Origin of the sequence: Bacillus sp. F2HM (assembly GCF_019266135.1) — a bacterium.
In the GTDB taxonomy this organism is placed as follows: Bacteria; Bacillota; Bacilli; order Bacillales; family Bacillaceae; genus Bacillus; species Bacillus safensis.
Genome location: NZ_LRMO01000011.1, coordinates 51092 through 64333, shown reverse-complemented (window position 1 = coordinate 64333; position 13242 = coordinate 51092). Strand labels below are relative to the sequence as shown.

Sequence of the window (13242 nt, the reverse complement as noted above, 5' to 3'; positions counted from 1 at the left end):
ATTACGGTGACACCATTATAGCAAATGATTCACTTCACTGCGTATTCACCCGCTTTGATTGAAGGAAAGACGGCAGCCGCTTTTTCACTTCGGCTGTCTCGTGCTCACTTTCAAACTCTACCTTTTTAAAGACTTGATAGGCCAGCCACATATGACCGTAAGCGAGTATGCTCACACTAAAGAACGGCACGATTCCCGGTAAATAAGCAAACAGAACAAACAGCACAGCCGAGAAAACAAGCATAGAGAGTGTATATTGCAAATATGAGATACCAAGCAGAAGAGAGAATTTCAGATAGAGACGTTTTTTCCAATCGTAATGAGCCAGTAGCGGAAAAATATAAAATAAGCTCACAATAAACAGAAAACCGAAAATATATATAGCAAAGCGAAGCACATGTAAGAGCCAGCTCGTTGGATAGATATAAGCAAGGTCGACATAAATAATCGTTCCAATGATGAACAGCACCACTCCAATGACGTTAGAGCGTACAAACTCCTCCCTGAATACCTTCCAAAAAGTGCGGAATACATTGACTTGCTCATGACCTTGAATCCACTTTCTCATCACGGAAAATAACGCAGTGGTCGCGGGCATCAAGCCAAAAACGCCAAGCCCTAGAATGGTGAACAAAAGCCATAACAAATTCGTATAGGCGAGTCTCATCACCCACTCACACATCCTCAGCATTCTGCTCATTGAACCATCATGATCCATCTCTTTCCCCTCCTCTCTCTTTACACCTTCTCTTTATGAAACAATTCATCGATTTCAATTGGGCGTTTTTCTGTGACAGAGCGCCACATGCCTTCACCAAGAGCAATCGAATAAGCACCAGCCTCTGCTCCTGCTAAGATGTCATAGTGAATCAAGGGATCTTTTCCTATAAATAAATCAGCCAAAAGCAGAGGATCTCCGCCGCCATGTCCGCCTGGCTGCTTTACTACTTCAATCGTCTCCTTTGATCCAAACATCGGGTAATAAGAAATTGTTTGTTCTGGAAATTGAAAAGGAATTCTTGATGGCACATGAAACTCATTTGTTTCAATACGCCCCTTCGTCCCATTAATAGCCAGACGGTAGCCTTCATATGGGGCTGAGAATTGAATCGAATAGCTGAGCAGAGCCCCTTGATCATAAGCGACTGACGCCACATATGTATCCTCAATATCTATTTCCTGATCAAAAATGCACGCATCCGGGCGATAGTTTGAGTACTGCTGCGTTTGCTCCTGACCGGATTCAATATGGTCGTCCTCCACCTTCGAGCGCTCAACCCGCGGATTCCACCTTGCTTCATAGTGACATATATCCTTCACATGACATGTTCCGCAAAATCTATTTTCCTCCCCCTGCAAGGGATTCCAAGGGCTTTCGCTGCCGTAATAGTTCAGCGCCCCGTAAGCAAATACTTGCTTCGGCTTTTGATCAATCCACCAGTTGACCAGATCAAAATGATGCGTCGACTTATGAATGGACAGTCCGCCAGAGAATTGACGTGTGCGGTTCCACCTTTTGAAATAACTAGCACCATGATATGTATCAATGAGCCAGCTCAGTTCAACAGATGTGACCCTTCCAATTTTCCCGTCTAGAATCAGTTCTTTTACCTTTCGATGGAAAGGATTGTAGCGATAATTAAAGGTGACCGTGACCTTCCCTTTACTTTCCGCCTCTTTTTCCATCACTTTTTTGGCGTCTTTTGCTGTTGTCACCATCGGCTTTTCAGTGATGACATCTAGATCATGGTCAAGTGCCTGCATGATATATGTGACATGTGTGTCATCCCTGCCTGCCACAATGACGATATCTGGTTTTGTTTCTTTGACCATCTGATCAAATGCATCTTCATGAAAAAACGAAACGCCCCGGAGTGACGGAAAACGCTCCTGACAAAGTATATACCGCTGATGATCTATATCTAGGAGCCCTGTAATCCGATAATGCTCATTGAAATCCTCTATGAGCGGTTGAATAAACATATTGAACGCACGATGGCTCAGCCCGCAAATCACGACCCGTTTCACATTCCCCACCCCATTTTCTATTGGTTTTCACGAAGCTGTTTCATGAGAGACAGCGCCTCTTCCGTCTTATCAGCATACACGGGAATGAAAGCGACCATATCTCGGTGTAATTGAAAGGTATAGCCGTTGAGTTTTTTCTTTCCTTTATTGATTTGAACTGCATAATCGACCGTTTTCCCTGTCTTTTTGTCCTCGACCGTATATGGTCCTGCTGCTTGATCGCCTATTTCCATCTCTTCCAGCAGCTGAAAGCTTTCAGGATCATCATACGTTCTAAACATTTCTTCTGGAACAAGCATCACGTCCCCCTCTTTTGAGGTAATTTCAACAAGAAGCTTTTCAGGAATCGCCGGAAAGATGTGGACGCTATAAGTCTCTTGTTTCGGCTGAAAAGCCTTCTCCACTAATTGATCCTTCATTCCCTTTGACATATCAGAAAAAATCAGGACATCGATCCCGTTTGTTTTCCCCTGACAGGCAGATAAACAAATGGCAGCGATGAAACTGATGAGCCATACGGCGGCTCTTTTTTGCCTCCTCATGCCTTTTGAAAAACAGACAGCTTTTCTAGCTCAGTTAACGCCATAATAAAAGCGCCTGCCCCGTGCAAGTCATTTGTGCTCCGCTCTCTTCCAACGTAGTAATCATAAAATCCCGCAGATGTTCCAATACAAATATCATTGATGGTAAAATCACCATTTTCTTTCTCAGCCGTCTTATGCTGAATCAAGCCTTGATATGCTCTGACCACATGATCAACATAACGGAGGCTCACATACCCTTCATTCATGGCCTTTGCCATGGCGTACATGAATAAACACGACCCCGAGCTTTCAAGCCAATTGTCACTGTGATTTCCTTTATCAATGATTTGATGCCAGAGACCTGTCTTTTGATCCTGGTACTTTGCCACACTTTCCAGCATGTCTGTCAGCGTTTCCTTCCATACCTTCCGCCTTTCATGATGCTCGGGCAGGTCCTCGATCATATCTGCTAATGCAAGGACATACCAGCCGAACGATCTTGCCCAAAACTCTGGGGAACAGCCGGTCTTTTGATCAGCCCATGGCATCGTTTTTCGTTCATCCCACGCATGATAATACAAACCTGTTTGTTCATCTTTCGTATGCTTTCTCATGAGATGCTCTTGATGAATGACCATATCCACTAGTGACTCTTCACCTTTAAGCTGAGCATACTTTAAGGCAAAAGGACCGCCCATGTAGAGACCATCGAGCCACATTTGATAAGCATAATTGTCTTTATGCCAAAATCCGCCCTCAGACGTGCGGTTTAGCGTACGATAAAGTCCGCGCAGTTTCTCCGCCGCCAGCACATACCGTTTCTCTCTCGTTCGTTCGTAAAGAGGGAATAAAATGAGTCCTGCTTGAATGGCATCAAGCTCATCCCTGCGAAATAATAAATTTCCGTACTCATCAATGAGGGAGTCCGCATAGTTTTTCACATAATCGAAATACGCCTCGTTCCCTGTTGCCTCATATAGCTTCATGACACCGCAAAGGAAAACCCCTTGATGATAATGCCATCTTCCAGCTGGCGGCAGCTCAATCGGTGTATACGCTTTCATAATGGTTTGTGCTAATTTCTCTGCATGCTCAAGTGGTGATCCCTTTTCAATTGATAATGTCATTCTTCCTCATCTCCCTTTTTAATAAATACCTTCTTCCCCGAATTTCTTCGCTAAACGGTTTGCCAGCATGACCAAAATAAGTCCAACGGCTGCTTTAAATAAACCAACAGCGGTACTATAGCTGAATTGTCCTTGCTTAAGACCTGCTGTATAAACGTACGTATCAAAAATCTCTGCTACTTCCCGGTTCGTTGCGTTCAGTAATAGATAGACATGCTCAAAGCCAAGCTCAAGCGTATCACCGATTTTTAAAATAAGCAGAACCACAATGACACTTTTAATGGCAGGAAGTGTGATGTGCCACATTTGTCTCAGTCTCCCGGCCCCATCCATTTTTGCTGCTTCATATAGCTGCGGATCTACCGCTGTAATCGCCGCAAGGTAAATGATTGTTGACCATCCTGCTTCCCGCCAGATTACCTGTAAAATGTACATCGGTCTAAACCATTCCTGACTAAGAAGGAAGTTAATCTTTTCTCCTCCAAAGAAAGCAATCAATTCATTAATTAACCCGCCATCTACTGTTAACAAAACAAAAGATAAGGACACGACAATTACCCATGACATGAAGTGAGGGATATAAATCATCGTCTGTACAAATTTCTTAAACAATGCCAATCTCACTTCATTTAAAAGAAGGGCTAATAAGATCGGAATTGGAAAGAAAATCACGACATTCATGGCAAATAAAATCAGCGTATTTTTTAATAAGATGAAAAATGTTGGTTCTGTAAACAATCGAATAAAGTGTTTAAAGCCAACCCACTCACTGCCAAGAATGCCGAGAAACGGCTGGTAATCTTGAAAGGCAATAATGAGCCCCCACATTGGCACATATTTAAAAACAATAAAATAAATGAGCCCCGGCAAAATCATTAAATACAAAAACTTTTGACTAAGTAATTGATTAAGTAAGCGCTTTCTTTTTTCGCTTTTCAAAGCTGCCGCAGGCACACCCTTGGCAGTGACATCCTCTGTTTTCATTGATAAAGCCTCCCCTCATGCTAATGCATGTGTTAACTGTATCTTAAGGATGAAAAATCCGTCTACAATCATATCAACAGATCATATTTTCATAGGTGATGCTACTCAAAACGTTACATAAAACATAAGAAAATGATCCTGATCTCAGAAAATGATTATTGACAAACCTACCAGATTTTTGGATTAATAAATTAAGGGGAAAAGATTGTTTCGTTTGAAATGGGGGGTTTTATGAAAAGAAGGCAGTACAAATTTTATTACAAGCTAGTGACGTTTTTTTTCATACTTAGTACGATTCCTGTTATCATTGTCGGCATTTTTTCTTATCAGCATTCGCAAAAAACAGCACTTGAAAATATCTCAAATGAAAAGCTCGACAGCGTAAAACAAACGCAATCCAATATTGAGCATATTTTAAAAACTGTTGATCATTCTCTCACTCACTATGTCAGTTCGCCGCCTCTCCTTCAAACACTGGCAGAACCTTTAAATCCAGACCAATTCCAGCTTTATAATCAAGTACAGCAGGAACTGAACTACCTGCAAACCTTTGACACCGACCTTTCCAATATTACACTCGTCAGTAAAATGGAAGACTGGTACATGAACAATTCGGGGCTTTATCATGTCACAAGCGAAGACCAAGAAAAAGCGCTGACCTCTTACCTCAATATACCAAGTCACTCCAGCTGGGCACTTGAAGAGAATAATCCACTTGTTGCAACCAAAGAAGGAAAAGCATCCTTTTGCAAGTACAATGTGAATTTAATCAAACAACTGCCTATGAACAGCGTTCAAAAAAAGGGAATCGCTGTCGCCAGCATTCCAAGCTGCGTAATTGCTGATAACATGCCTGACTTCTCTCAATCGGATAGTATGTTTGTCATCGATACAAACGGAAAAGTGCTGCTACATAATCGCAAAGAACAAATTGGTGAATCGCTGAAACATCAAGATATCGTCAAACATGTGCTCTCACTTGAAAAACGATCAGGCCAATTTGATATGAAGGTCGACGAACTCAACTATCAAATCACATTTCAAAAATCAGATTATAATGAATGGACGTACCTATCCTTTGTTTCTATTCCAGAACTTAAACAGCAAACGAAATCAATTGGGTGGATTACCTTTATTATCTGCACTATTTTGTTAGCGCTTTCATTACTATTTTCATGGTTTGGTTCTAGACATTTTTATAAACCAATCCGCTTATTATACGAGTCATTTGCACGCAATGAATCATTTTTGCAAAAACAGCCTTTTCAAAATGAATTTGAGTTGATTGAATCGAGTATTAAACAAATGAAAGATCAAAACAATGATTTAGAGGAACGGATTGAGCAACAAGTGACACACTTACAGCAATACTTTATGGTACGGCTGCTGCTTGGAAAGCTGACAGATGAAGAAGTAAACAACCGGTTCCAAAGCTTAGGCTTTCCTCAGGGCTGGTCTCATTTGTCCATGCTTGTGACCCAAATCGATACATTAAAAGGAACACCTTATGAAAAAAAAGATGCTGACTTGCTTTTATTTGCGATCAATGGACTGATCGAGCAGATTATTCCGCAAGAGGAGCACCTTCAGCCAACCGTTGTCAATCAGCATCAAACAACGATTATCCTCAACCACTCAAATTCAGATGAAGAGTTTACTGAATATTTAAATCAATTAGCAGAAAGCATTCAGCAGCGTATTGAAGAAGAGCTCGGTTTATCGATCAGCATTGGGATCAGCCGTCAGTTTAAGGAACTCACGATGGCAAAACATGCTTACATTGAAGGAAAAGAAGCCTTAAAATACAGACTCAAAGCAGAGAAAAAGTCCATTATCTTATATGAGCATATCCAGCAAGGAAAGACGTTCAAAACCCATTTTCCAAAGCAGCTGCAGCATGATTTATTTGATGCGATGAAAGCTGGCGATCAAGGCAAAGCGGATCACTATTTACATGTGCTCCTGCAATCCATTTTTTCTAAAAATGCAGGACCGCACGAATATCATATTGCCCTCGCTCGTTTTTTAAACAATTTAATTGAGCTGATGCATTTGCTGGGCATTGAATTATTTGAGGTCGAAGATAACAAAATGCTCTATGATACGATTTTTGAATTTAAAACCTTTGAAGATACAGAAGCATGGCTCAAACATGAGATCATCCGGCCAATTATTGACCAGCTTGCTGCACGTGAAGACTCACAATACAAAAACATCTCAGAAAAAATCATTCATATTATTCATCAAGAATTCGACTCAGATCTCACATTGGATGAAATCGCCACACGTCTGCATTACAATCCCAATTATTTAAGCAGCATTTTCAGAAAGGAAATGGATATCTCCTTTAGTGAATATCTCTCTTCCTACAGACACCATGTCGCTAAAAACTGGCTAGTAGAAACCGATATGTCCGTCAAAGAAATTTCGGAAAAACTGAAATATAAAAACCCGCAAAATTTCATCCGGTCCTTTAAAAAGCTGGAAGGTACTACTCCTGGGAAATACCGCGACCAGAAAAAAGGCATGTAAGACAAAGAGTCCCGCTCTCACAAGAAAGCGGGACTCTTTTATTTAAACTGTTCATTTAAGATGCTGTCTTCCAGCACGGAAAGCGGCTCTCCATACACACGTTCAATATGAGCTGCCCCCCAATCGCATAGCGCATTGAGAATTCTTTCGAGCGACTGTCCGTATTCACTTAATTCATATTCCACTTTAGGCGGCACCTGTTCATAGACAATTCGATTAATGACCCCATCACTTTCAAGCTCTCTCAGCTGCTGCGTGAGCATTTTCTGTGTGATGTTTGGCATGAGCCGCTTCAATTCGCTCGTCCGTTTTTTCCCGTGTGTCAAATGACATAAAATCACACACTTCCACTTCCCGCCTATGACCTCAAGCGTTGCTTCCACAGAGATATTATATTTTTTCTTTTCCATCGAATGTTCACTCCTCTTTGTACGAACAGGCACTTTTTAGTACCTATATTACAAAAAAGTACGTACTTTTTTTTTCGTCATCTATGTTAGATAATAACTCTTGCCGATCGGCTTCGTCTATCAAAATGTCATCACAGAAGGATGTGAACTTACTTATGAAGAAAAAGCAAAACCATTTTGCTCTTCTCGCACTAGCGATTAGTGCTTTTGCTATAGGAACAACTGAGTTCATTAGTGTCGGTCTTTTGCCAATGATCTCAGAAGACTTTGGAGTGAGCGTCAGTCAGGCGGGCTGGACTGTCTCTTTATATGCACTTGGTGTGACATTTGGTGCGCCTATTTTGACTTCCCTTACTTCCACGATGAAAAGAAAGACATTGCTTTTGCTCATTATGCTCGTCTTTTTGATTGGTAATACACTTGCCACCGTTGCCCCGACTTTTTCAGTGCTGTTAATCGGCCGGGTGATTTCAGCCTTGTCCCATGGAATCTTCATGTCCATCGGTTCTACGATTGCTGCAAGCCTTGTCGTGAAAGAAAAACGAGCAAGCGCGATTGCCTTTATGTTCACTGGTTTAACAGTAGCAACTGTGACAGGTGTGCCATTCGGGACATTTCTTGGTCACGAGTTCGGCTGGCGGACATCATTTGGTGTGATTGTGATCATTGGTCTAATTGCACTGATTTCCAACTATTTTCTTGTTCCGTCTGAATTAAAGCAGGGTGTGAAAACATCTTTTAAAGATCAAGCTGTCCTATTAAAAACAAAAAGAATTTTGCTTTTATTTGTCATTACAGCCACAGGGTATGGAGGAACCTTTGTCGTCTTCACGTATTTATCTCCTCTCTTGCAGCATGTGACAGGTCTTGCGCCTGGGGCTGTGGCCTTGATTCTGCTTTTATACGGAATCACGATCGCAGCCGGAAATGTCATTGGCGGAAAAGCTGCTAATGAACAGCCAATGAAAGCACTGATCTATATGTTTATTATCCAAAGCATCATCTTGTTTATCCTTAGCTTCACTGCAGGATTCACAGTGTTAGGCATTGGAACCGTCATGCTGATGGGGCTGTTTGCTTTCATGAATGTGCCTGGGCTGCAAGTAGCCGTCGTTGATTTTGCAGAAAGATACACACCTGGAGCGGTCGACGTCGCATCTGCTATGAATATCGCTGCCTTTAATGCCGGTATTGCTATTGGCTCATTTTTAGGCGGCATCGTGACAGATACACTTGGGCTTGTGCATACAGGCTGGGTCGGCGGCATCATGGTCCTCATCGCAGCCATTCTTACGATGATCAGTTATCAAATAGAACAAAAAGAACAAACACAAACCATTTAAAGGAGTTTTTATGATGGAACATTTACAAAGTACAAAAACATTAAACAATGGGGTTCTCATGCCAGGCTTTGGCCTTGGTGTATTTAAGGTGGAAGATGGAGCAGAATTAGTTGATGCTGTCAAAACAGCCATTCAAATAGGCTATCGCAGTATTGATACAGCGGCTATTTACGGAAATGAAGAAGGTGTTGGACGAGGCATACAGCTTGGTTTAGCAGAAACAGGACTGCGCCGTGAGGACATCTTTGTCACCTCAAAAGTGTGGAATGCCGATTTAGGATATGAATCTACTCTAAATGCATACGAAGAAAGCTTAAAAAAACTTCAGCTTGACTACCTTGATCTGTATTTAATCCATTGGCCGGTTGAAGGAAAATACAAAGAAGCTTGGCGTGCACTGGAAACCTTGTATCGTGAAGGAAAGGTCAGAGCCATCGGAGTGAGCAACTTCCAGCCGCATCATCTAGACGAGCTATTAAAAGATGCAGACATCAAACCAGCGATCAACCAAGTAGAATTTCATCCAAAACTAACGCAGGAAACACTCTCTACGTATTTGAACTCTCGCGGCATTCAAATGGAAGCTTGGTCACCGCTGATGCAGGGTGAACTGCTGCATCACCCGCTGATCACAGAGCTCGCAGACACATACGGTAAAACACCTGCTCAAATTATTTTGCGCTGGGATGTACAAAAAGGTGTCATCACCATCCCAAAATCAACGAAAGCACATCGTTTAAAGGAAAACGCTGATATATTTGATTTTGTCTTATCTGATGAAGATATGAAACGTCTTTCTGACTTAAATGAAAACAAACGTATCGGTCCAGATCCAGATAATTTCGACTTTTAATGAAAACACCCCCGCTTTTTTGCTTTGCGGGGGTGTTCCTATTGGTCATTTTGATTTTTTAAAGGAAGCTTCATATTCTTCTATGATTTTATTCCCACCATTGGATTTCCACTTCTCTACATCCTTCTGAAATTGATCTTCACTGATGTCTCCAAGAATGAACTTATACGTCGCATCATCGATGATTTTCTTCAATTCGTTTCCACGCTCTGATGCTGTTTCTGAATAAAGGCTTTCAGCAGGGTTGGCAACGATGATGTTTTGATTGTCTTCTTCTAGCTCTTCATATTTAGAACGAACTGCATCCCCTTTATTTTTCAAGTAACGTTTATCAATTCCTACAAGACTGACAAGCGGCTGTACATCTGTCTGCCAGTCTTTCACTTGGCTTTCTTCCCTGACAAATGTATTTCCTTCTTCTTTCTTATAATGCTTGCCATCTATACCGTACGTCATGAGACCATATACATCTTCTTCGGCAATACGGTCAAAGAAGGCCAAAATCCGCTTTAATTCCGCCTCTGATTTCACGCTTGTTTTAGGGAATGCGAAGATGCCATTATGCCCCCCTGATGCCCACACACGTTCTTTGCCATCTGGGCCTTTGATTCGGTTGATAATATCTACTTTCATGTTTTTATCTGTCGCATCATCTCTCAGGTTCACGGCATCTACCATATTTCCAACATAGATACCTGCTTTTCCTTGTGAGAATAATTCCTGCTGCTGTGTTTTGCTTGTCACTGGGAAGTCTTTGTTAATATAGCCATTATCGCGCAGCTTTTTCATGTATTTCATTGTATTCATATACTCATCTGTCATAAAGTCCGGCGTGAATTTCCCGTTTTCTTCTTTCCAGTCTGTCGGCATTCCTTCATATGAACCAAGTGTTTTAAATGCGCCATAAATTAAATCGTTCCGATCCGTAAAGCCAATTGTATCGGCTTTTCCGTTTTGATTCGGGTCTTTTTCCGTAAAGGCTTTGGCTACTTCATACAAATCATCCAATGTTTTTGGTGTATCCAAATTTAAATTTTCAAGCCAATCCTTTCGAATGACAATCCCTTGTCTTGAAAGTGGTCTTTCTCTATAGATGCCATAAAGCTTACCGTCTATAGAGGCGTTTTTATTAATCAGTTCGTTCATCTTACTTAAATTTGGATAATCCTTTAAATACGGACCGACTTCCCAAAACATGCCTGATCTGAACGCATTAATCGCAGACGAATTTTTAATGTCTTGAATCGTCACAATTTGCGGCAAATTCCCTGCTGCAAGTGCGGAGTTTAAACGATCTTCCTTCACTGCATCAGGCACCCATGTAATATCAAGCTCTGTATTTGTGAGCTTCTCAATCTCTTTTAAAACGGAATCCTTCGGCGGCTGCTGATGATATAAAATCGCCATCCATGTCAGCTTTACCTTTTTGTCTAAATCAACCTTCTCATCTGATGAGTTTGCCCCTTTACTTGAACAGGCTGACAAAATTCCGCTTGCTGCAAATAACAGGACAAACGCAATCAGCCATAATTTCTTTCTCCCCATAAGATCCCTCCGTTGTTCCATCTTTTTAACCCTTTACAGAACCTAGTAATGCCCCTTTGTTGAAATGCTTTTGTATAAATGGATAGACAAGCAGAACCGGAATGGTTGCCACAACAATGACAGCCATTTTAATCGTCTGGTCTGGCGGTGGTGTGGATGAGCCCATATCCGACATATCTCCCTGCATTCCGCTTGAGACAATGACAATCTGTCTCAGCAGCACCTGAATCGGCCACTTCACTGAATCATTTAAATACAAAATGGCGGTCATGTACGTATTCCAATACGTCACAGCATAAAAAAGTGAAATGGTTGCAATGGCAGGCAAAGAAAGTGGGAGCACAATTTTAAAGAAAATCCCTAAATCGTTACAACCGTCCATCTTCGCTGATTCCTCAAGGCTTGCCGGTATGTTTTGAAAGAAGTTTTTCAAAATGATTAAGTTGAACGCATTGATTGCAACCGGAAGAATAAGTGACCAATAGGTATCAAGCAGACCAAGTGTTTTCACCACAATAAACGTCGGAATCATACCCCCGCTAAACAGCATCGTGAAAACAACGAGAAACATCAGTGTTCTCCGGCCTTTTAGCTCCTGGCGAGACAGACCGTATGCCATAAGCGAGGACAAAAACATGCTGACAGCTGTTCCAACAAGCGTCACAAGAATGGACACAATGAGGCTGCGATACACAATATCTGTAGAAAAAATATATCGATATGCCTCTAAAGAAAACGTCGTCGGGAACAAGATAAACTTCTTCGTGATGACCTCTTCTACTGTTGCAAAAGAGGCAGCAATGACATGGATGAACGGAAGCACACATATTAATGCGAACATGAGTAGAAAAGAGTAATTAAATAAATTGAACAATCGGCCTTTAATAGAACGATCTATGTTCATCACGCCCTTTCCTTGAAAGCGTTATCATTTCATCTGAAAGTAAGCTGCAGCCTGTGACGATATCGTGATTAAAATGTAACAAACGGGGGAAGAAAGCGTCTATAATCATTTTGACAGACCAACTGGATAGATCATATCAGCCGTGCTTTTGTGCTCATGAAACAAAAGAATAAGATCATTAACTCATGACATGATTATGCCTTATGCTCGATCATTTTCTTCGAGGATTTCCGTCGTATTGACATCTGGTTCATAGCCTAACTCCAGCTTCGTTTTCTCAGTAGACCACGGCTTTTCTTCATTCTCTGATACAGCATAATAGGTCCCAAAGGGAATATCCGATTCAATCGCTGCCTTTATCATACCTGTAAGATCCTCATGTGACAGCAGAGTTCTTTTTGTTCTTTGCTTTTTGTGCAATGCCTTCATCTCATCTGTTACAACTGTTCCAATTCTTAAATTGATGACAGACATTCCCGATTGATCGTGGAACAAACGTCCCAGCTGTTCGGAAGCAAACTTTAAAATGCCATAGACATTTTTAGTCGCAGGCACATCGTCAGTTGTAATCTGCCGTCCAAGTAAGGAGCGTCCATCCTCTTCATAACGATCCGTCACATGGTTGCTGCTTGCAAAAATGACTTTTCGTATGCCATGCCGGGCGGCTGAACGAAACATATAATAGGTACTCCTCCAAAAAATATCAGTCATTTTTGCAAATTCTTCATGATCCATCACATCATGCGTCATGTCCATGTTTAGAAGATGCAAAATGACATCTGTATCCCGCGGAATTGCCTCATATACATTCTGTTCATTCGCTGCATCGGCTAAAATGACTCCTTCTACACAGCTCGTTAGATCAATAATCGTGACGCTGTACTCAGTAGAGAGCACTTTTGTTAAAATACGTCCAATCACACCGCATCCGCCAATGATGGTGATTTTTTTCATCTAGTCTCCTCCTTTCTTTTGACGTAGTATGTCCAAGC

General features: G+C 41.5%; 12 protein-coding genes. 3 read left to right on the top strand and 9 right to left on the bottom strand.

Going from position 1 to position 13242, the window contains the following annotated elements; genetic code table 11:
- Nucleotides 1-34: 34 nt before the first annotated feature.
- Genes AWT60_RS07335 through AWT60_RS07315 form a run of 5 tightly spaced genes read right to left on the bottom strand, consistent with a single transcriptional unit; the run spans nt 35 to nt 4663 of the window.
- Entirely contained in the window at nt 35-718 is a 684-nt protein-coding gene (locus tag AWT60_RS07335; protein ID WP_041107322.1) for a YesL family protein, read from the bottom strand.
- 20 nt (nt 719-738) lie between these two features.
- The gene (locus AWT60_RS07330; RefSeq protein WP_041107324.1) at nt 739-2028 is read right to left on the bottom strand and encodes a Gfo/Idh/MocA family protein; all 1290 of its coding nucleotides are present in this window, start codon (nt 2026-2028) and stop codon (nt 739-741) included.
- Between the two features lie 17 nt (nt 2029-2045).
- Nucleotides 2046-2570 carry a hypothetical protein gene (locus AWT60_RS07325; RefSeq protein WP_041107326.1) on the bottom strand — a complete coding sequence of 175 codons (525 nt, stop codon included), beginning with the start codon at nt 2568-2570 and terminating at the stop codon, nt 2046-2048.
- Nucleotides 2567-3679, bottom strand: a complete 1113-nt coding sequence (locus AWT60_RS07320; RefSeq protein ID WP_041107328.1) for a glycoside hydrolase family 88/105 protein — start codon at nt 3677-3679, stop codon at nt 2567-2569. The genes AWT60_RS07325 and AWT60_RS07320 overlap by 4 nt, the downstream gene beginning before the upstream one ends.
- Before the next feature lie 18 nt (nt 3680-3697).
- Nucleotides 3698-4663 (bottom strand): ABC transporter permease, encoded by a 966-nt coding sequence (locus AWT60_RS07315; RefSeq protein WP_041107330.1) that lies wholly within the window; start codon nt 4661-4663, stop codon nt 3698-3700.
- Between the two features lie 231 nt (nt 4664-4894).
- On the opposite strand from AWT60_RS07315, the gene AWT60_RS07310 reads away from it, so the two are divergent.
- Complete coding sequence (locus AWT60_RS07310; RefSeq protein ID WP_163114923.1) at nt 4895-7195, top strand: helix-turn-helix domain-containing protein; 2301 nt, start codon at nt 4895-4897, stop codon at nt 7193-7195.
- A gap of 38 nt (nt 7196-7233) precedes the next feature.
- On the opposite strand, the gene AWT60_RS07305 is transcribed toward AWT60_RS07310, so the two are convergent.
- Complete coding sequence (locus AWT60_RS07305) at nt 7234-7605, bottom strand: winged helix-turn-helix transcriptional regulator (protein ID WP_003217763.1); 372 nt, start codon at nt 7603-7605, stop codon at nt 7234-7236.
- 155 nt (nt 7606-7760) lie between these two features.
- Here AWT60_RS07305 and AWT60_RS07300 point away from each other — a divergent pair, with 155 nt between their 5' ends.
- Nucleotides 7761-8948: an MFS transporter gene (locus AWT60_RS07300; protein ID WP_326349508.1), complete on the top strand. Its 1188-nt coding sequence runs from the start codon at nt 7761-7763 to the stop codon at nt 8946-8948.
- Between the two features lie 10 nt (nt 8949-8958).
- Nucleotides 8959-9801, top strand: coding sequence for an aldo/keto reductase (locus AWT60_RS07295; RefSeq protein WP_056768292.1), 843 nt, complete (start codon nt 8959-8961; stop codon nt 9799-9801).
- A gap of 45 nt (nt 9802-9846) precedes the next feature.
- On the opposite strand, the gene AWT60_RS07290 is transcribed toward AWT60_RS07295, so the two are convergent.
- From AWT60_RS07290 to AWT60_RS07280, 3 genes are all read right to left on the bottom strand, one after another.
- Complete coding sequence (locus AWT60_RS07290) at nt 9847-11346, bottom strand: extracellular solute-binding protein (RefSeq protein ID WP_041107339.1); 1500 nt, start codon at nt 11344-11346, stop codon at nt 9847-9849.
- A 25-nt stretch (nt 11347-11371) separates the two neighbouring features.
- Complete coding sequence (locus AWT60_RS07285; protein ID WP_087976618.1) at nt 11372-12232, bottom strand: carbohydrate ABC transporter permease; 861 nt, start codon at nt 12230-12232, stop codon at nt 11372-11374.
- 219 nt (nt 12233-12451) lie between these two features.
- Nucleotides 12452-13204 carry an NAD-dependent epimerase/dehydratase family protein gene (locus tag AWT60_RS07280; RefSeq protein ID WP_041107341.1) on the bottom strand — a complete coding sequence of 251 codons (753 nt, stop codon included), beginning with the start codon at nt 13202-13204 and terminating at the stop codon, nt 12452-12454.
- Nucleotides 13205-13242: the final 38 nt, after the last annotated feature.